Here is a 20,848-nt window from a genome sequence, read left to right as displayed (position 1 = left end):
ATAATCTTTGCAACTAATTAAACTTGTCCCACCCAAAACCAACCCTAACGCCAGAGTATATATGATGGCCCCATAAGGATGTGTTATGCCTCCACAAGTACTTACCGAGCTATCTCCCAAGGTAGCTTTTATTATTGCCAGCGTTGTCATCGCGATTATGGGTGTGACCATGATCGGCTTTGGCTGGGTACCGCATCTGTCATTGATGCTTGCAATCGTTGTTTTATTAGGCCTTGGTATGTATAAAGGTCTAAGCTTTGAGAAGATGCAGGGGCAGATGTCATCGGGTGTTGTCAGTGGTATTGGTGCTATTTATTTACTATTTTTTATTGGTTTGCTGGTCGCCGCGCTGATGATGTCAGGTGCTATTCCTACCATTATGTATTATGGTTTTGATCTCATCTCACCGCAGTATTATTATATTTCGGCTTTTGTTTTGACCTCAATTATTGGTGTCGCTCTAGGCAGTAGTTTGACCACAGCCGCGACACTTGGTGTGGCCTTTATTGGTATGAGTAATGCCTTTGATGCCAACGTTGCTATTGCTGCTGGTGCTGTGGTTTCAGGTGCTTTTTTTGCCGATAAAATGTCGCCGTTGTCAGATACTTGTACGCTTGCCTCTTCTGTCGTCGGCATTGATTTGTTCGAGCATATTCGCAATATGATGTATACCACGGTACCGGCGTGGCTCATTACAGCTGGGCTATTTTGGTATTTCTCTGGCCAGACGGGTACGGGTGATTTAGGTCAAGTGACCTTACTGCAATCACAATTGGTCGATAGCGGCTTAGTCCATGGTTATGCCGTATTACCATTTGTCGTGCTAGTGGTATTAGCACTATGCCGAGTCAATGCCATTTATACCATCATTTGTACAATCGCGACCGCTTTAGTGCTTACTTATCTGCACAGCACGCCAAGTATTGGGCAGCTCGGCGGTTATCTATTTGCTGGTTATACGCCCGCCGAAAATTTAGAGCTGGGTGAAGTGGCGGGTATGATCTCACGTGGCGGTATGCAAAGTATGTTCTTTACTCAGACTATCGTGATATTGGCGTTAAGTTTGGGCGGTTTATTACGTGCTTTGGGTATCTTGCCAGCGTTATTGTTAGGTATTCGAAATATGCTGACAAGCTCAGGACGTGCTATTTTTGCCGCGGCAATGGCAGCTTTAAGTATCAACGTGCTGATCGGTGAGCAGTATTTGAGTATCTTATTATCAGGAACTGCGTTTCGTCCGACCTTTGAGCGTTTGAATTTACACCCCAAAAACCTATCGCGTACTATCGAAGATGCGGGCACGGTTATCAATCCATTAGTACCGTGGAGCGTGTGCGGGGTATTTATCAGCCAAGCGTTAGGTGTTCCAGTACTTGAATATTTGCCTTATGCCTTTTTCTGTTATTTATCGCTGCTGCTTACGATACTGTTTGGATTCACAGGTATCACCATCAGTTGTAAAGATGGCTCTAGCATTCGTAAGCAACCAAAAGTACAAATGGCCAATTAGCGAACATTCATTTTTAAAATAAACTGAGATAGTATTGGTTGCATAAAAACCACTCTAAGCAACTTAGAGTGGTTTTTTTTGGTTAATTTGAACGCCTAAACCATATATCTAAAAGTGGCTGAATAAGAGATAATAGAGGACATAGATTTTCGCTTACCTCAATAAAAAGGCAGTCCTGCATGACCCATAATAATCCATATAACCTGATACCCTTGCAACCTACGGGCAGAAATGAGACCAATACCGCCAATACCTATTCACCTGAAGATATGATTGCCATTTACGAGCAGCAGTTTCTGACCGAAGTGCCAGAAGACAAGCTCACAGAGTTCTTACCTTTTTTAAAAGCGTTTTATGATATCGACGACCATACCTTAGATGTCAGTGCGGTGATTTTTGATGCGATTGCGGACGCTTGTATTATTTATAATCACAAAGTCAAAGTTGGGCGTTACGAAATATTAGAAGGCTTGGTAAAAGAAGAGATTGCAGAAGATATAAGTGATGCAGAAGGCGCTGAAGAGAAACAAGTACAAGCCTATACCCTAGAGTGTAAGCGTACTTTTTTTATCAATGAGGTGGAAATACCTTATCATTTTAATTTGTTTATCCATGGCGATAATTATTCTACCTTGACGAGAAGAGAGAGCGTGTTAGAAAAAATGTATTGGTTTGTCAGTGATAGCTTTGATGAGCAGTTATTGGATAATTCTGAAGATACTGAGAGCTTGGCGTCTATTAATAAGCAACTGGCAAGTTTGGGTATTCGAGAAATGGATCTGACTACTATTCATCAGCTAGTCGATTATTTAGAAGGTAACATCATAGATGATGACATGGCAGATGCGGTCAATAAGCTGCTAGATGAAGCCGAGTAGCATTGAATACACTATTCACTGTTATTCACTGTTAAAAAAGACCACGCTAAGCCAATTTAGCGTGGTCTTTTTTTGATAGGACAACCAATTTTAAACAGTAAGCAATAAAAAACCCTCGTAATCGATAGATTGCGAGGGTTTCGTATATGGTACCAGTGGTCGGACTCGAACCGACACGCTTTTAAAGGCAACGGATTTTGAATCCGTCATGTCTACCAATTCCATCACACTGGCATGTTAGGAGATAAAGTCTTTACTGCTAGACTATATCGAATTGGGCTACAAGGTTAACTCTGTATAGGCTGCGTATTATAGCAGGCTATTTTTAGCCGTCAAGAATTATTTATTATATTTAAGATAAAAATTCATTTTTAACCAACGAAGGCACGTTCAACGGCATAATCCGCTTGTACGCCCATACGTGGAGAGACGGTGAGACCGAAGTCGTCTAAAATTGTAGAGATATCCGCATTAAATGGCATACTACCGCAGATAAGTACTCGGTCATCGTCTTTATTCATTGGCGGTAGACCGATATCTTCAAAGAATTTACCTGATTTCATCAGATCAGTGATACGGCCGGTATTTCTAAACTCTTCGCGCGTGACGGTCGGGTAGTAGATAAACTTCTCACGGAACTCTTCACCAAAGATTTCATCGTTTGGCAGCTCTTCTTCGAACATTTCGCGATAAGCCAAATCCTTGACCTGACGTACGCCGTGTACCAAAATGATTTTGTCAAAACGCTCATAGACTTCAGGGTCGCGTGATAACGCTAAAAATGGCGCAAGTCCTGTACCGGTTGAGAGCATATATAAGTGCTTACCCGGCAACAAATCATCTAAGACCAACGTGCCAGTCGGTTTTTTACTGACCAGTAACTCATCGCCCACTTTGATATGCTGCAAGCGCGAGGTTAGCGGACCGTCTTGAACTTTAATAGAGAAAAATTCCAAATGCTCTTCGTAGTTGGGGCTGGCAATCGAGTAAGCGCGCAATAGCGGTCTACCATCGACAACGATACCAATCATCGCAAACTCGCCATTACGGAAGCGTAAGCCATCGTCGCGCGTGGTTTTGATGCTAAATAGAGAGTCATTCCAGTGATGAACCTCAGTGACCGTTTCGGTGCGGAGTTTTGACATAAAGCCCTCGTTAGTAAGTGGTAATGTGTATTCGCCCATTAAAAATGGTGGTAAGCAAAAATTTTTAAGGTAATAAAAAGTGTGAATAAGATTAAGCGCTTATCAATTATCAGTTCAGGCTAATTAAGCAAATGACATGCTAAGCAAATGACACGGATAAAAAACCGTTATTTTAACATTATTATCAGGTTTTATAAGGCGTCAGATTATAGCAAACAACGGCGCTGCCGGTAAAAGTAAACTTTGCTGCTTGTACTTTTAGACGTGTGCGTTATGAATGCAAGCCATTCTCAATAAATTTCTCGCTCATCATAACAAACTTTAAAATAAAAATCCGCCTAGCTGCCTGTCTGTACCATGATAAAATGGAATATCGTTAGCGAGTAATTTTCTATCATTGCCGCATGCCATGTATTATCAGCTATTTACTTTTGGAACTTGATTTATGACTTGTCAGACTTCCGCCGCTATTAACTATCATATATCGCCCATTATCGGTTACCACCGTGCGCCGCTGTCACAAAAGTTTGGCGCACCGAGGCAGCCAAATTTGGTTGCTATGACTAGTGTGATTGAAATGCTCGCGCCGTATGACACGCCAGCGGCATTTGTCGGACTGGAGGATTTTAGTCATATTTGGATCAGTTGGCAGTTTCATCATAACTATTTATATAAAGACAAGTTAGATAAAGACAAGCATTCACTCAATAATAAGCAGCAAGACAAAAATGATAGTAATTTTCGCCCGCAAGTGCGTCCGCCGCGTTTGGGTGGCAATCAAAAAATAGGCGTATTTGCCAGTCGCAGTATGTATCGACCATCCGCGCTTGGACTGTCTGTGGTAAAGCTTGAGCGCATTGAGATGGTAGAAGGTCGAGTGTTACTTATTATCAGCGGTGCTGATATGATAGATGGGACGCCCATCATCGATATCAAGCCTTATGTGGCTTATAGTGATGCCTTGCCTGAAGCAAAAAGCGGTTTTGCGCCTTCGGCGCCGCATTTGTTGGACGTGACGATTACCGAATCGGCTTATGAGCAATTTGGGCAAATTATCGCCATTCAAAGTGCAGATAATGCAGCGGAAGAAAATGCGCAAAATAAGCACTCATCCGTTAAAGCAGTCATTGATAAAACTCAAAAGCAGTTAGTAATATCTGATTTTGATACTATCAAAGCTTTGATAGCGCAAGACCCGCGCCCTGCTTATCGACGTACAGAGACAGAGTCGTCATTTGTTATGCGCTATAAATCGGTTGATGTCAGTTTTAAATTGCTAGAATCAGGTGAATTGCAGATAATGAATATTGTCACAGTATAATGAAAGTAAAAATCGCCGCTGCCAAATGCCTTAAACCTCATAAGAATAAACCTTTAAAAGAAGACAACCATGCCTGTTCAAAAATATTCGATAGTGATTGATTTGCGTTGGTGCCTAGATGAATTATTGGCAGATAGGGTGATTGATCAACGCGGCTATAACCTTGTCATTACCAGTCGCCGTAACAAGGCGCAGCATCCGCTGATTACGATTAGCGAGTTTGGGCTGCCAAATGGTCACGCGCTTAATAATAATTCTGAGAATAAATTGACGCTAGCATGGCTTAATCAATGGTTGGCTGCCAAAGCAGATATGCCGCTGGTGCGTATTGATCCGTTAAAGGTCGATGTACCAGCAGTGACGCAGCTGATGTCGTTTGAGTATGCGCGTTCGCAGCATATTTTACCGATTGAAGTGACGCTTGATGAAGTGGTTATTGGTACTGACCAGCCATTTTATACCGATTGGCATGGCAATATCGAAAAGCTCATTAAATCAAAAAGCTATCGTACGGTCTTTATCAATCCTGAACAAATCAATCGCTATCGGCAAGAGTTTTATCAAGTCACGCAAGCGATTGCTGGCGCGAACTCCCTACATAAGCGCGCGGCGTCTGACGTCACTAATGTCGAAGCGTTGTTGCAGCTCGGAGATAATGCCAATCCCGATGCCAATGACCAACATATCGTCAAAGTGGTCGATTGGCTATTGCAATATGCCTTTGAGCAGCGCGCAAGCGACATTCATCTAGAGCCGCGCCGTGAGACTGGAAAAGTGCGCTTTCGTATCGATGGGGTGCTGCATAGCGTTTATGAGATGCCGCTGGCGATCATCGTCGCTGTGACTGCACGCATTAAAATCTTGGGGCGGCTCAATGTCGCAGAAAAGCGCAAGCCGCAAGATGGACGCCTAAAAACCCGTACGCCCAAAGGCTTAGAGACTGAGCTGCGTCTCTCTACTATGCCGACTGCCTTTGGTGAAAAGCTCGTCATGCGGGTATTTGACCCAGAAGTACTGGTGCGCTCGTTTGCCCAACTTGGCCTGTCGGGTAAGCAGCTTGAAACGTGGCACGAGCTGACCGCGCATCCAAATGGGATTATCTTGGTGACGGGTCCGACGGGTTCTGGTAAAACCACCACCTTATATAGTACGCTCAAGCAGCTCGCCACCGAGCAGGTCAATGTCTGTACCATTGAAGATCCGATTGAAATGATTGAGCCGGCCTTTAATCAAATGCAGGTCAATCCAGGGGTTGATTTGCATTTTGCCGACGGTATTCGTTCTTTGATGCGTCAAGACCCAGACATTATTATGGTCGGTGAGATTCGCGATGCCGAAACCGCCAATATGGCCGTGCAAGCGTCTTTGACGGGGCATTTGGTGCTATCAACGTTGCATACCAATGACGCACCAAGCTCTATTACTCGTCTGCATGATTTGGGTATTCAGCCGTTCTTAACCTCAGCAACGATATTGGGCGTCATGGCACAGCGATTATTACGGACGTTATGCCCGCATTGTAAGCAAGCGCTTGATGTGACGCCAGATAGTGAGATAGCCATTCAATGGCAAGAGCTGGTGCAGCCTTGGCGCGCGCCTGTACCAACACAAGTTTATAAGGCGCAGGGCTGTGAGCACTGTCGCCATACGGGTTATCAAGGCCGCGTTGGTCTGTACGAGATTATGCCGTTATCCAATGAGCTAAAAAAACTGGTCGCCGCCGATGCTAATTTGGATACGTTGAAGCAGCAAGCGTACCGCGAAGGTGTGCAGCCGCTACGTTTATCGGGAGCAAAGCGTATTAGCGAAGGGTTAACAACCATAGAAGAGGTGATGCGTGTGGTGCCGCTGCATTAAAGGATGTCTCTAAAATACACCTCATTCAAAAAAACCATTCTTTAAAAAAATGCTCTGATAAAAAGCCTTTGTATAGACGTTTGTTAAACACGACTTGAAAAGCCAGCTTATCAGAGCAATTAATACTATTACTATTACCAAATCCATATTTTAAGATAATTTTATTTATTGATTCTTATTAACGAGATTGTTTATGTTTACAGATACGCATTGCCATCTAAACCGTTTGGATTTAACCAAGTATGATGGTCAATTGTCCGGCGCGATTGCGGCGATGAAAGAGGCGAATGTTAATCGTGCGATGGCGATTATGTGTGATTTTGCTGAATACGATGAGATTGCCAATATCGTCAGCACTTATAATGACGAGACGCTAAATCTTGGTATGAGCGTCGGTATTCATCCTTGTGAAGATATCGGCGTATTGCAGTCAGCGACAGTTGAGCGCTTGATAGAAATGGCTGATGCTGAGAACGTGTGGGCGATAGGGGAGACGGGGCTGGACTATTACTGGTCGACGGAAAATAAAAAAGAGCAACAAGCTAGCCTTGCGCGTCATATCTATGCCAGCCAACAGCTAAAGAAACCGCTTGTCGTGCATATGCGTGACGCCAAAGAAGATACGCTTGATATCCTAAAAGCAGAAGGCGCTGAACACGGTATTATCCATTGCTTTACTGAAGACTGGGAGACGGCAAAACGAGCGCTAGATTTAGGGTTTTATATCTCCTTCTCAGGCATCGTCAGTTTTAAAAGTGCGCAAATGATTCAAGATGCCGCAAAAAACATGCCCAAAGACAGAATACTTATCGAAACCGATAGCCCATATTTAGCACCCGTGCCTAAACGTGGCAGGCCTAATGAGCCGGCATACGTGCCATACGTGGCAAGCTATCTTGCCGAGATATATGGCTGTAGTGGCGAGGAAGTCGGCGCGCTGACTGCAAAAAACTTTGAAAATTTACTGGCACAGTATCACTAAAATGGTTATGCTATGACCAATCAGTCATTTATAGGCTTGTCTTGTAGTTCTGTGTTGAATGTGTTTTTGATGCTGAACTTAACCCTATGATTATCAATGACTATTTAGCAAACATAAGCATATTGCCTTTGATGGTATTGGCGTAGCCGTTATAAAATTTATAAGCGTGCTGCCAGTACACTGACAAAAGGGACGGCGGTATGCATGATATTGTCAGTTTTTAGGAGAAATTATGAGTCGTCAGCACCAGTTCAAGGCCCGAGAAGAAAATATCTTAGCGATGGCGGAGCAATTGCTACTTGAGTCAGGCGATGGTGATATCACTTTGGACAGTTTGGCAGACCAGCTTGATTTGGCTAAAGGCACCTTATATAAGCATTTCTCCAGTAAAGATGAGCTCTACCTGCGTATTATTATCCGTTATGAAGAGCAATTGTTTGAGATCAATCGTATTGATGACTGTCCATCGGCTGGTGTTGCGCGGATGATTTTCCAGCAACTATTTAATCCGCAAAAAGCCATGCTCCTTAACCAAATCGAAGAGCGTTTGGCAGCATCAGTGACGGGTCTGAACCGCCTGTTCGGTGAGCTTTACGATATTCGTCGTCAGCGCATGAAGCGTTTGATTGATATTATCAGTGCGTATCTTCAAGAGCAGCATAGTAGTCTAAGTACGCGTGATTATTTGTCCTCGATTTGGGCGATGGGTCAGGGCGGCGCAGGATTATTAAACTCAAGTTTTTATCAGCGCTACTTAGGTCGCCGTGATACCTTGCGTTATGCTTTTGTGCAGCAAATGCTTGAGTTGCCAAGCCATTATCCAGCTGCCGATGATGAAGTCATGGATGAAGATATGCAAGAATTGGTAGAGCAAATCGATACTGAATCAGAAGAGCACCGTAATACCAATTACTAGCTTTTTATTCTATTTTAAACACAGTCAGCTATTATTTTATAACGGTCCGTGTTGCTATCTTCTGTATGGCAACACGTTAAATTATCTTTTAACACGTGTACGAAGTCATAGTTTTTGTAACTCGTCATGTCTTTCGTCGTTTGTATACCATTCAATATAGCGTTATTTTTAATAAGGTGACGCCATTCTAGATGACTTCTGTATGTCAAAACCGACTTCCTCGATATCTTCAATAACAGCCTTTCACGCACGCAGCCATATCGGGCAAGCGGGCTTTACCCTTGTTGAAATAGTAGTGGTGGTCGTTATTCTATCCATATTTGCTGGGATGATGAGCTTATCGGTCGGTAGTAGTGAGTCACGCAAAAACCGTGCTTTTTATGAGCATTTAACGGATTCATTGAGCTATGTACGGCTTTTATCGGCTGAGCGTATGCAGCCCATGGGTCTAAGCTTACAAGCCGATAAACAAGGTCAAATTGCGCCTGTCATTGTCACGCTATCAAACCCGTATATTGCCTATCAAACTCAAGATTCTACGTCTTCTAGAGGCGATAGTACGCCTAAGAACGCCATGGAGCTGTCAGCAGATTTGACGAGTATGTCAGGTGCTGCTTCAGATAAAGTGCCCACACCAAGCTGGGAGATTGAGCCAGAAGTTAGTCTGCCTGAATTGCCTGCTGGCATGAGTTTAAGCGTGCAAAGCCTAGATGCAGGGAGGCAAACAACCGCAGGCCAAACACAAGCACTGCAGCCATGGTTTACCGACCAAAACGTACCGCAAGTACTATGGTTTGGCACAGGTCAGGCCACGCCGGTGACGATTGAGGTGCGTCATAATTCGCGTTTGGTGGGTGAAGTCATTACAATTATGCCCGATGGTAGTATCTCGATAGGACAAGGGCTGTAGCTGATGATTAACAAAGATAAAGCCAAATCGACCTACACAAATCCAAAGCCTGTTATATCAAGGCATGAGCAAGGATTTACCCTGATTGAAGTCATGGTTGCTTTAGCAATTTTGGCCGTCGTTGCCGTTGCCGCGAGCCGTGCGAGTAGTGCGTATTTAAGCTCAGTTGATGTTTTACGTACTCGCACGCTAGCGCAGTTTGTCGCACAAAACGCGGCAGCGGACTTGCATATTCAAGATACGTGGCTGACGGCCAACAAAACACAAACCATCAATGCTCAAGGTCGTGATTGGCAAGTGACAATGACTGCCACCGATGCCATCACACCTGCATTAAAGCAAGTAAATATCGCTGTTGCGCCCATTATAGACGGACAAACACGCAGCGCAGTGACGGATATCAACGTGATGTTAAGTAATGCTGAGCAAGAGGTTGGTAGTTTGGATTTGAGCCAACTAGACCCTAATGGAGGCAATCCATGAAATCAAATCATGGGTTTACTCTGCTTGAGCTGATGGTGGCGATGGCGATATTTGCCATGTTAGCGGTGGCTGGCTGGCAAGTGTTTGATGGCGTTAACCGTGCGCGCGAACGGGCGCAGTTTCATGCGGATCATTTAGCAGTTCTGCAATATGCCTATTTGCAATTACAGCAAGATATGAACCAAATGATTCCCTATCAGGCAGTGGATACGCAGGGTGCTAATTCTTTAACTAATAACGCCTCAACCAATAACGCCTCAACCAATAACGCTACAACCAACAATACCGCAAATAACAATGGTAGTAATAACAACGCCAACAATAGCAATCAAGAAAATGCACCAGCGCCCGAACCTTTCATGAGTCTAGAAGGCGCACGTATCAGCTTTGTTCGTTTTGCCGACCCTGACCCACGTTATCAAAGCAGCGCGAGTTTGCAGCATATCGAATACATTTTTGCTGATGAACGCTTAATTCGTCGTCAATATACCAGTCTTGCCGGTGGCAGTGACAGCATTAGCCTAGATAGTGTGTTGCTTGAAGGCGTTACGGCTGGACGTTGGCAAGCTTATTTACCTGAATTAAGTGCCAAATTTCCCAATAAAGACAGCAGCAGCATTAATAACAATACCATATCAGCGCAGTTGACGAATTCACCCAATAACACGTCTGAGATTATACTGTTACCAAAAGGGGTTGTGCTCAACTTTACGTATCAAGATATGCCGATCACTTGGCAATGGGCACTGACGCCGCAGCCAATACCAAATGTCAGTACAAATACCAGTCATAAAAATACGCCTAACAATTCTAATGGCGATAGCAATAGTAATAACAACAATAACGGCAACAGTAATGGTGGCACCAATAACGATAGCGAAGCCAATGGCAATGCAGCCAATAATAGCTCAGGGAACGCTACTGAAAATACCCCTTTTGGTCAATGATAGAGGCTATTTATGTCAAACAAGCCACAAATAGGGCCAACGATGCCTATAACCTCTATAAAAGCCAATTCTCAATGTGGCGTCGCACTGCTAACTATTTTATTATTGGTGGTTAGTATTACTGTGGTTGCAGGGGCAATGCTTGCTAGCCAAAAGATTGCCATTCGGCGTAGCGGCTTATTGTTTGACCAAAACCAACTCTTACAAGATATTAATGCAGGTCAGCAATTGGCGGTTACCTTGATTCGTGCTGATGCCAAATTAAATGATACTGATAGCGAGCAGGATATTTGGGCGCAGCCAATACCGCCTTACACCCTAGGCGGACATAGTATCGACATCGAATTACGCGATGAGGGCAGTCGTTTTAATATTAATAATTTATATCATAATGGCGCTGTCGATACTGCTGCCTTGGCCGTCTTTCAAAGACTGCTTACACAGCTAAATTTAGAGCCTGATACCGCCGTTGCGATACTTGATTATCAAGATGCCGACAGCGAGGTCTACCAAGATGGCGGTGATGAAAGTGTGGTTTATGCTCAGCAGTCTAATCGCGGCGCGGATACAGCTTTACCCAACCAAGCATTGCTTAGTATCGATCAATTAGCAGAGGTAAAGGGCGTTGATGCGCAAGTATTGGCGACACTGCGTCCCTATATCACGGCGGTGCCATATTATTTACCCATTAATATTAATACCGCCAGTCCCGTTTTGTTTGCTGCCTTGGTAGAAGGTGCGAGCAGCCAGCAAATGCAGAGTATCATTGAGTTGCGAGCAAAACAAGCCTTTAGCTCTGTCGAAGATGTTTGGCAACTGCCCGTATTAAGTAGTGTAAAAGAAGAGGAGCGCAAAGCCTTGACGCCATTACTAGCGGTTGATAGCCAAGCCTTTATGGCACTTATTACCGCCTCTGATAATGCGACGGTTGGTCAAGCAAGACAACGCTTTGCGACTATTATTATTAGCAAAACGGCCGCTGATGGCGACGCAGCAAATAGCAGCGATAATAATGGTAATGAAAACAGCAGTGATGCTAACAACGCTAATGGCAATGCTAATAACGCTGATAATAAAAAGCCCAAAGAGGTGCGTGTGCTAACGCAGCGACTTTGGGCGTTTAGGCCAATTTTCTAATGGTTATAGATAATTAGTAATAAATAGCATGCAAAAATTAAGTCTAATTAATCATTTAAACGGGTTTCTTCGGTAGATTTCCAGTTATAGGCACCATAAAACAGCATTTGTGCTTGGCGCGTGCAATTATGCAGCATCAGCTGTTTTTTCTTTTCAATCTCAGCCAAGTCGACCTCATCATCATGATCTTCGGTATAGGTTAGCTCGAGCCAGTCAATAATCCAAGAAAAAAACATATTGACCCCAGCTTCCGCCAACAGTCTACGATCATAAGTATTGATGTGGGTAAATGCCGGCTGTAGCGCTAAGTCTTCTGCTAGGTTTTGGCCGTGTTTTTTAATCAGCTCATTGATGGCTTTGCGTACCGCCTCTGAGCCGCCATAGCGTTCACTGACTAAGAACTGCCAGTAGCAAGGCTGCTCGCTGACCATATATAAAAACATTTGGATGCTTTTTGCGATTTGACGCTCAAAACTGCGTTTGCGCCCAATTTGCAAGTTTTCACTTAACGTTGCCATCGTACCGCCCAACTCTTCGATGACTAAGGCGCGACCAAGCGATTCCATGTCATCAAAATGGCGATAAAAGGCGGTCGGCACCACGCCAACCTCACGCGTGACTTGCCTGAGACTGATTGAGCTAAAAGACTGTCCTGTCATACACAAATCGAGCACCGCATTAAAAAAAGCGTGCCGTGTTTGAAGTTTCTTTTGTTCGCGACTACTCATAATATTTCAAAATTACCTGATAGATGTCTATCATACTCATTTCATTGCGAAAATACGAATAAAATAGAGGATTATCGTTAATGGTTTGCTTAAATTTTGGTTTGGCTCGGTTTTAAATTGTCTCTAAACTTCTTTTTAAACGAGCTGCTTAAACATGTTGTTTAAACAATGGTGCCCCAATGTCCTTGTAGCTCTTGTGCCAGTCGATAGGCTTCATGGTCATTCATACCGGTTATAAAGTCTAAAACATTAAGCATATTATCATAGGTATTATCTGCTAGAGTCCGGCGGTGTTCATCGAGATGCGGCTGGAGTAATTTTAGCAAACGCTGCTGCTCAAAGGATATTTGGCTTATCGGCGCATCGGTTTCATTTGCCTCATTTGTCTGTTTTATCCAGGCGAGTGGCATAAAAGCATCGAGCAGGCGCTGCAAGCATTGATTGGCCATCAGCTCCATGCGTACCTTACTTGGGTGATTAAATATCTTTTCGCGTGCCAATTGCTTAGCTTGGTTAATGCCACTTTGTACGCTCGGCTCACAGTGCGCAAACAAGCTGCCTGGTAGCATCCCCGCCAACATAGTATCACTATTGGCTACAAAGGCATCGGTGACGGCATTGACCAAACGCATCATTGCACGTGCCCGCAGCGATGCCAAATGCTGTCTGACTGATACTTGAGTGGGTAGAATAAGCGTATCAGGGCGCTCGCCAATCAGCTCATAAAAAATCGCCGCAACCTCTGCATAGCTTAGCATATTCAAATTGATGCCATCCTCCAAATCTATCAGCGCATAGCAAATATCGTCTGCCGCTTCTAATAAATAGGCTAGCGGATGACGAGCAAAGCCATCGTGCTGCTTTGAATATGGCAAGCCTAACGTTTCTGCCAACTGCTCTAACTGCGCTGCCTCACTATAAAAGCAGCCAAATTTTTGCATGTTAGTGGTGTGATTGCCTTGGTAAATGCAGTTGTTTTGATCAATAGAGCTGTCTTGATAAACGGGATTGCTATGGGTCGCAAGCCAAGGGTACTTCATAAACGCGCCCAAAGTAGCACAGGTTAAGCGCATACCACCTAAATCAGGGTGGTGCTCATTTCGGGTTAATATACGAAATCCTTGTGCATTGCCTTCATAAGCCAGTAAATCTAATTGCTCGTTATTATTCAGATTTTGCAAGATTTGCTTACGGTCAGGATGCATAAACCAGTCACGAATGGCGTACTCTCCGGCATGACCAAACGGTGGGTTGCCAATATCATGGGCAAGGCAAGCTGCTTGGACAATGACACCGACATCAGCGGGCGTGACGCCATTCGGTAAACCGCCGCCCAACTTATCATGCAGCTTCTCTGCCGCCATGATACCTAAAGAGCGACCAATACAAGAAACTTCTAGCGAATGTGTCAACCGCGTATGAATACCTAGTTGATTAGTTAAGGGATGGACTTGAGTTTTTTGATTGAGCTGGCGAAAGGAGTGTGAAAATACCAGTCTGTCATAGTCTTTATGAAAGGATGAGCGTGCGCTGTCCTCGGCAGGGGCTTTTTTATGACTGCCTAAACGCTGAGCACTAAATAGTTTTGCCCAATGATCGCTGGAATTCGTGGTTTGATTAACAGAAGCAGTCATCATTTATCGCCCGTTATTTTTATCATTTTATTTTATCGTTGTTGTTCGAGAATTTAATTATTTTAATGTTATTCCCTTTATTATAATAAAAAAAGCCAGCGTTGAAGCTGGCTTTTGGTTGTTCTCTACTAAGACTATGTAAACATTCAATCCGCTTGTACTTGTAAATATTAAACGTTAAAGCGGAAATGCATCACATCGCCATCTTGCACGATGTAGGTTTTGCCTTCTAAGCGTGATTTGCCGGCTGCTGCTGCGCCTTTTTCGCCGCCATACTCGATAAAGTCATCATATGCAATGACTTCAGCGCGGATAAAACCCCGTTCAAAATCAGTATGAATCACCCCAGCGGCTTCAGGAGCGGTGGCACCAACAGCGACTGTCCAAGCGCGGACTTCTTTGACGCCTGCCGTAAAATACGTTTGCATATCAAGCAAATCATAACCGCCGCGAATCACTTGATCAAGACCAGCTTCTTCCATATCCATTTCAGCTAGGAAGTCTTTTTTGTCATCTTCATCAAGCTGAGCAATTTCAGATTCGATTTGATTGCATAGGGCAATGACAATAGAATCTTCGCCAGTGGCATAGTTACGCACTGCATCTAGATATGGGTTATTTTCAAAGCCATCTTCGCTCACGTTAGCGATATACATCGTTGGCTTTAAGGTAATCAGACCATAACTTCTGATCAGTTTTTGCTCGTCTTTGTCTAGGTTAGCACCGCGAGCCGCTTTACCTTCTGCTAATAAAGGCTCGATTTTTTTGAAAATATCGAGCATAGCCGTCGCATCTTTGTCGCCACCTTTGGCTTTTTTGCTTAAGTTGGTAATAGCGCGCTCAACGGCCTCTAAATCGGCCAATGCCAATTCGGTATTGATGGTTTCGATATCATCGATAGGGCTGACGCGGCCATCAACGTGGACGACGTTGTCATCATCAAAGCAGCGTACCACGTGGGCAATCGCATCGGTCTCGCGAATATTAGCCAAGAACTGATTGCCCATACCTTCACCTTTTGAGGCGCCAGCGACCAAACCTGCGATGTCGACAAATTCCATCGTTGTCGGCAATACGCGCTCGGGCTTGACGATATCAGCCAATTTTTTTAGGCGTGGATCTGGCACAGGAACAATACCGGTATTGGGATCTTTGGTACAAAAAGGGAAGTTTTCAGCGGCGATACCCGCTTTGGTCAAGGCGTTAAACAGGGTGGATTTACCCACGTTTGGTAGACCGACGATGCCGCAATTAAAACCCATAACATGCTCTCAATATATTAATAAAATCAGGCAATAACAGACTTGGTATTTAGTCAGTATAAAGCTTGGTAAAATAGGAACTCAAAATTGGGCATATTGTAGCAAATTTCAGCCAAAATGGGTGAGGTTGTTGTGCTTGCTATTTTAATTTTTACGCTCAATCACAATACTTAGTAACCTGTTTAATACCGCGGTTTAATACCATCCTTTAATACCATCGTTTCATATGAGTGTTCGTTATCAACGACCCTCAGCGCCCTGTCTATTATGATAAGCTACTACCTATAAATGATGATGCATGCTGCTGCGCTGTCATCAATAGCCAGCACGATAAACCATACCAAAGGCAATTTTAATAATGACCACCATTTTTGCTACCCACCATTATAATTATCCGCAAAATTTCGTTGACATGAAACCCAAGCTGACGCGGCTTGAGCAGGCGATTAAAAAGCTCGAGGCCAACTTGATAAATGCGGATGCTGAAATATTAGAGCGACGGCTTGCCAGTCATTTAGGGTTACAAGTGGATTACGCTCGTGAGCTGAACCCTAACCAGTTGTTGGCTGCCACGACTATTGAGGGCAAAGTATTGGTCATCGCCGGTGCAGGCTCTGGTAAAACCAAAACCTTGACTTATAGAACCAGCTATTTGATAGAAAATGGCGTCGCGCCAAAAGAGATTTTGCTATTAACCTTTACCCGCAAGGCGGCCAATGAAATTAAAAGTCGCGCTAGAACTTTGCTGGCAAGCCGTCTAGATGATAGTCACATAAATGGTAAGGCGCTAAATGATATCACTAGCGGCACTTTTCACTCATTTTGCAATATGTTATTGCGCCAATATTCTGGGCTACTTGGTATCAATCCGCGCTTTACGATTTTAGATACCGGCGATAGTGAAGATGCGATTGATTTGATTAATAAAGAAAAAAAGTATCCGACCAAAATAACCAATCAGGCGTTTCCGCGCAAAAAAACCTTGCAAAATATATTTTCAACTTCTAGAAATCGGCGCATTCATATTCGCGACTTAATCGAAAGCAGTTATCCTGATATCGCCGTGCATATTCCAGTTATTGAGCAATTGGCGGTCGACTTTCATGAATATAAGCGTGCCAATCATTTATATGATTTTGATGACATCATCAGCCAAGTGGTGCGCCATCTAAAGCACAATGACACCTTTCGAAAGCTACTGCAACAGCACTATCGTTATGTCATGGTCGATGAATACCAAGACACCAATATTCCGCAAAAAGAGCTGATTGACCTCATTTGTGCGCCGGCGTCGGTATCGCTGATGGTCGTTGGTGATGACAACCAAAGCATCTATGCTTTTCGCGGTGCCAATTATGAAAATATCTTACTATTTGGCGAAAGCTACCCCGAAGCAAAACTGATTAAGCTAGAGCAAAATTATCGCAGTACGCCAGCGGTGCTTGATTATATCAATGCTTTATCGGCGCAAATTACCTTGGGCTATCAAAAGCAATTGTACTCGAGCGCATCTATAGAAGGCATCAAGCCAATATTTCGCCGTTTAAGTGATGAAACAAAAGAGGCTAAATATATTGCAGATAAAATCATCGAATTAAAACCAGATTATGATTATCAGGATTTTGCTGTCTTGTGCCGCACATCTTTTCAATCCAACTACGTTCAGCTTGAATTTATGGAACGCAATATTCCCTTTATCGTCGTGGGCGGCATTCGCTTTATTGAGCGGCGTCATATCAAGGACGTTTTAGCCTTTGTCAAAATACTTTATAACCCAAATGACACCATTGCATGGCACCGTATTTTAACCTTGTTTAAAGGAGTAGGAGCAGTGACGGCGACGCGCTTAACCCAAGCGATTAATGCCGATAACAATGTGAATAATAATGTAAATAACAATGTGAATAGCGATGTTAATAGTAACGCTAACAACAACACTTTCGAGCCGCTATTAGCACCATCATTTGCAAAGAAAAGCCCACAGCTTAAATCATTGCATACGACTTTAACCAAAGCCAGTCAGGCAGAGTCAGTGGAAATAGTAATTGAGCGAATTTTAGCGTTTTATATTCCTGTATTAAAAACGATTGAAGAGAATTGGCGCGAGCGTAGTGAAGATTTTCGTGTGCTTAAAAACCTAGCAACAGAGTACGACAGCCTCGATAAATTCTTAGAAAATCTTGCCCTCGATCCGCCCAATGATTCAGTTGCTACCGCAGGCGAGCCTGAAAAAGACGAAAATAGTAATGATAAAGTTACCGTTTCTACCATTCATAGTGCCAAAGGGCTTGAATGGCCAGTGGTATTTGTCAACTCTCTCGTCGATGGTATGACGCCGCACTATCGCTCGCTCAGTGATTTTGAAGAGTTAGAGGAGGAGCGTAAGCTGTTTTATGTTGCTTGTAGCCGTGCTAAGAGCAGATTATTTTTAACTGCGCCCGAGTATTTCTCAAGCTATTCGGGTTACTTTGATAAGCCGTCACGGTTCATCGCTGAGCTACCTGCCGATAAGTTGACGGTCGAGACTGGCAAGAAGCTTTTAGAAACACTAGCAAGTGAGGATCCAATTTGGTGGTGATTGGTTTATTCCTTGCATTTTGATTAGCCAAAATAGGTCTAATTTCTTAATAATTTCTACATTATTCCTATCAGAAATAGCTTTCAATTAAACGCATAACCAAAAGTATTAAATAGCAAAAATATTTCTATGATAAGGGTTTAATCTGATGCGCAATGCGTTACTATTACTCCCTTATTTGTTATTTCTCAACCTTGATATTCTGTATTAAAATCTTAAAAAAGGACGTGTTATGCGCTACGAAGTGATCGTTATCGGTGCAGGTATGGTCGGCACCTCAGCGGCTTGGCATTTACAAAAAAATAACGCCAAAGTTTTACTATTGGACAAAAAACTACCGGGCTCTGAGACTTCATATGGCAATGCTGGTTTGATTCAGCGCGAGGCGATTCATACTCATCCGTTTCCACGCCAGCTGACTGAAATGATACGCGTATTGCCAAACCAAGGCACTGATATTCGCTATCGAATCCCAGCGATTTTGCGCTATCATCAAGCGTTATTGCAGTATTGGAAATACTCGACGCCAGCTTCAATTAAAAAAATCGAAGCGGAGTGGCAGACACTGATTGAACATTGCACCAGTGAACACCAAACCATGATTGAAGCGTCTGGCGCTGAATATTTGATTAGCCGCAAAGGCTGGTTACAGTTGCATCGCTCTGAAGAGACGTTTAAAGCAGCTATTGATGCTGCAATCAAAGACCGTGATCAGGGCGTTGAGCACAATGTCTTGACGCTTGACGAATTAAAAGCGATGGAACCAAGCGCCAATTTTGATGAGTTCGTTGGCGCGATTCATTGGCTAAACTCTTGGCAAGTGTCAAACCCGAGCTTATTGGTGAAATCATACGCAAAAAACTTTCAAGAAATGGGTGGTACCATCAAAGAAAGCGGTGTCAATGAAATCGTCCAAGAAGCAGATGGCTGGAAAATTATTACCGACAACGACACTTTTTATAGTGAAAAATTGGTCATTGCTGCTGGGCCTTGGTCTAACGATTTAATCAAACCGCTTGGTTATGATTTGCCGCTGTTCCCAATGCGTGGCTATCATCAGCATTTTAAAGTCACGGAAAAAAACACCATCAACCATAGTATGTTTGATATGGATAAGGGTTTTGTGATGGGTCCGATGCAGCAAGGTATCCGTATCACTACCGGTGCTGAGATGACCACCATGAATGCGCCAAAGAATTTTGGTCAATTAAATACCGTATTAAAACTTGCGCGCAAAATTCTGCCGCTAGAAGATGCCGTCGAGAGTGAAGCGTGGGCGGGCTCACGTCCTTGCATGCCAGATATGAAGCCAGTCATCGGTCCTGCGCCGCAGCACGACAAATTATGGTTTGCCTTTGGTCATAGCCATCAGGGTTTTACCTTAGGACCCATGACTGGTCGTCTGGTAGAGGAGATGATTCATGACAAGCCATTATTGGTTGATATTAAACCCTTTAGCGCTGAGCGTTTTTCTCGCTAACTCCTAGCTAAGCACTGTTTAAAAAAATCTGAACTGTTTATATATTTGACAGTTCAGGTATTTGAAAGAACTGAAACATTAAAAATTAAGGATAATAATTCATGCAAAAGCTGCATAGTAACCAACGTATGAGTCAGATTGTGATTCATAACCAAACCATTTATCTGTCCGGTCAAGTGGGTAATAGCGAAGAGGATATCAAAGCCCAAACCTTGACATGCTTAGAGAAAGTCGAAAAACTGCTGCAAGAAGTTGGTAGTGACAAATCAAAGCTGCTATCCGCAACCGTCTGGCTAAAAAGTATGTCAGACTTTGCCGCAATGAATGAGGTGTGGGATAAATGGTTTGAAGGCGTCCAGCCACCAGCGCGTGCATGCGGTGAATCAGCATTGGCTCGTCCTGAGTTATTGGTCGAGATTACCGTTATCGCTGCTGAATAATTGCTTATTTTACTTGTTTAGGTTGAAAGCCAGATAAAATAAAAGGGTGTGATTGCTATCACGCCCTTTTCTATGAGCTATTGTTATAAATTAGTCTATAATCAACATCATTCAACGCCTATAACGCGCAACCAACAGGGTAACCCATCATGATTAATACCAAAATATATAAATCCATCTATGTGTTAGCAGAAAAGCTGCTAGAAGCGGACAGTAAGAACGATCAAAAAACCTTTGATGCGCTATATGCGCAGCTAAAAGATTTGTGTAATGAAAATGAAAAAAGCGATAAAGACCATCCTGAACAGTGGGAAACCTTGGCTGACTTTACCGAGGATTTGGATGAAGCGCTGGTTATATATCAAAAAGCATTAGATAAAGCCGCAGCGATTAATTCAAAAGACCATTTAGCATCGATTGCTTTTTCGATGGCTGAGCTGCAAATCGAATTGGGCCAAACCGATGCTGCGATCAAAAGTCTACAAAACGCTAAAATCAGCGCCAATAAAATCGAAGATAAAGAGTTTAAAGTCGAAATAAATGAATTGTTGGCGAAGTTGTTGGCAGAGTAGCTTTGTTAAAGCTATTGGTTATTGAGAAAAGCATTTTTTATGATACAAAAAGCGAGCTTACCAATTAA

General features: G+C 43.4%; 18 protein-coding genes and 1 tRNA gene. 14 read left to right on the top strand and 5 right to left on the bottom strand.

Annotated features, from left to right (window positions below):
• Positions 1-85: 85 nt before the first annotated feature.
• Both nhaC and ACPEGP_RS04580 read left to right on the top strand, forming a co-directional pair.
• Complete coding sequence (gene nhaC / locus ACPEGP_RS04585) at positions 86-1,510, top strand: Na+/H+ antiporter NhaC (protein WP_068405572.1); 1,425 nt, start codon at positions 86-88, stop codon at positions 1,508-1,510.
• A 179-nt stretch (positions 1,511-1,689) separates the two neighbouring features.
• A complete protein-coding gene (locus tag ACPEGP_RS04580) occupies positions 1,690-2,388 on the top strand; it encodes a hypothetical protein (RefSeq protein ID WP_306495165.1) in 699 nt (232 codons plus the stop codon).
• 147 nt (positions 2,389-2,535) lie between these two features.
• Here the strand turns inward: ACPEGP_RS04580 and ACPEGP_RS04575 are convergent.
• A tRNA-Leu gene (locus tag ACPEGP_RS04575) sits at positions 2,536-2,622 on the bottom strand.
• Between the two features lie 137 nt (positions 2,623-2,759).
• Positions 2,760-3,533: a ferredoxin--NADP reductase gene (locus ACPEGP_RS04570; RefSeq protein ID WP_144296434.1), complete on the bottom strand. Its 774-nt coding sequence runs from the start codon at positions 3,531-3,533 to the stop codon at positions 2,760-2,762.
• A 445-nt stretch (positions 3,534-3,978) separates the two neighbouring features.
• Here ACPEGP_RS04570 and ACPEGP_RS04565 point away from each other — a divergent pair, with 445 nt between their 5' ends.
• The 8 genes from ACPEGP_RS04565 (at position 3,979) to gspK (ending at position 12,086) form a co-directional block, all read left to right on the top strand.
• A complete protein-coding gene (locus ACPEGP_RS04565) occupies positions 3,979-4,854 on the top strand; it encodes a TrmO family methyltransferase domain-containing protein (protein ID WP_423814076.1) in 876 nt (291 codons plus the stop codon).
• Positions 4,855-4,923: 69 nt separating this feature from the next.
• Complete coding sequence (locus ACPEGP_RS04560; protein ID WP_423814075.1) at positions 4,924-6,711, top strand: GspE/PulE family protein; 1,788 nt, start codon at positions 4,924-4,926, stop codon at positions 6,709-6,711.
• Positions 6,712-6,904: 193 nt separating this feature from the next.
• Positions 6,905-7,693 carry a TatD family hydrolase gene (locus tag ACPEGP_RS04555; RefSeq protein ID WP_423814074.1) on the top strand — a complete coding sequence of 263 codons (789 nt, stop codon included), beginning with the start codon at positions 6,905-6,907 and terminating at the stop codon, positions 7,691-7,693.
• A gap of 232 nt (positions 7,694-7,925) precedes the next feature.
• A complete protein-coding gene (locus ACPEGP_RS04550; protein WP_068405549.1) occupies positions 7,926-8,609 on the top strand; it encodes a TetR/AcrR family transcriptional regulator in 684 nt (227 codons plus the stop codon).
• 202 nt (positions 8,610-8,811) lie between these two features.
• The gene (locus tag ACPEGP_RS04545; protein ID WP_423814073.1) at positions 8,812-9,519 is read left to right on the top strand and encodes a prepilin-type N-terminal cleavage/methylation domain-containing protein; all 708 of its coding nucleotides are present in this window, start codon (positions 8,812-8,814) and stop codon (positions 9,517-9,519) included.
• Between the two features lie 3 nt (positions 9,520-9,522).
• Complete coding sequence (gene gspI / locus ACPEGP_RS04540; RefSeq protein ID WP_200663613.1) at positions 9,523-10,002, top strand: type II secretion system minor pseudopilin GspI; 480 nt, start codon at positions 9,523-9,525, stop codon at positions 10,000-10,002.
• A complete protein-coding gene (locus ACPEGP_RS04535) occupies positions 9,999-10,949 on the top strand; it encodes a type II secretion system protein GspJ (RefSeq protein ID WP_423814072.1) in 951 nt (316 codons plus the stop codon). The genes gspI and ACPEGP_RS04535 overlap by 4 nt, the downstream gene beginning before the upstream one ends.
• Positions 10,950-10,961: 12 nt before the next feature.
• Positions 10,962-12,086, top strand: a complete 1,125-nt coding sequence (gspK, locus tag ACPEGP_RS04530; RefSeq protein ID WP_423814071.1) for a type II secretion system minor pseudopilin GspK — start codon at positions 10,962-10,964, stop codon at positions 12,084-12,086.
• 47 nt (positions 12,087-12,133) lie between these two features.
• Here the strand turns inward: gspK and ACPEGP_RS04525 are convergent, their stop codons facing one another.
• From ACPEGP_RS04525 to ychF, 3 genes are all read right to left on the bottom strand, one after another.
• Positions 12,134-12,814, bottom strand: coding sequence for a TetR family transcriptional regulator (locus ACPEGP_RS04525; protein ID WP_191692145.1), 681 nt, complete (start codon positions 12,812-12,814; stop codon positions 12,134-12,136).
• Positions 12,815-12,975: 161 nt separating this feature from the next.
• Positions 12,976-14,448, bottom strand: coding sequence for a deoxyguanosinetriphosphate triphosphohydrolase (locus ACPEGP_RS04520; protein ID WP_423814245.1), 1,473 nt, complete (start codon positions 14,446-14,448; stop codon positions 12,976-12,978).
• A gap of 170 nt (positions 14,449-14,618) precedes the next feature.
• Positions 14,619-15,710 carry a redox-regulated ATPase YchF gene (gene ychF, locus ACPEGP_RS04515; protein ID WP_423814070.1) on the bottom strand — a complete coding sequence of 364 codons (1,092 nt, stop codon included), beginning with the start codon at positions 15,708-15,710 and terminating at the stop codon, positions 14,619-14,621.
• 358 nt (positions 15,711-16,068) lie between these two features.
• Here ychF and ACPEGP_RS04510 point away from each other — a divergent pair, with 358 nt between their 5' ends.
• The 4 genes from ACPEGP_RS04510 to ACPEGP_RS04495 all read left to right on the top strand — a co-directional run bounded on the left by ACPEGP_RS04510 (position 16,069) and on the right by ACPEGP_RS04495 (position 20,780).
• Entirely contained in the window at positions 16,069-18,288 is a 2,220-nt protein-coding gene (locus ACPEGP_RS04510) for an ATP-dependent helicase (RefSeq protein ID WP_423814069.1), read from the top strand.
• 232 nt (positions 18,289-18,520) lie between these two features.
• Positions 18,521-19,768: an NAD(P)/FAD-dependent oxidoreductase gene (locus ACPEGP_RS04505; RefSeq protein ID WP_423814068.1), complete on the top strand. Its 1,248-nt coding sequence runs from the start codon at positions 18,521-18,523 to the stop codon at positions 19,766-19,768.
• Between the two features lie 101 nt (positions 19,769-19,869).
• Positions 19,870-20,208: a RidA family protein gene (locus tag ACPEGP_RS04500; RefSeq protein WP_068405525.1), complete on the top strand. Its 339-nt coding sequence runs from the start codon at positions 19,870-19,872 to the stop codon at positions 20,206-20,208.
• A gap of 149 nt (positions 20,209-20,357) precedes the next feature.
• On the top strand, positions 20,358-20,780 hold the full coding sequence (locus ACPEGP_RS04495) for a tetratricopeptide repeat protein (protein ID WP_191692141.1): 423 nt from the start codon (positions 20,358-20,360) through the stop codon (positions 20,778-20,780).
• Positions 20,781-20,848 lie beyond the last annotated feature (68 nt).

The sequence above is a fragment of the Psychrobacter sp. 219-2-C genome, from assembly GCF_049560815.1.
GTDB classification, from domain to species: domain Bacteria; phylum Pseudomonadota; class Gammaproteobacteria; order Pseudomonadales; family Moraxellaceae; genus Psychrobacter; species Psychrobacter faecalis.
This window is presented reverse-complemented; position numbering and strand designations above follow the sequence as displayed.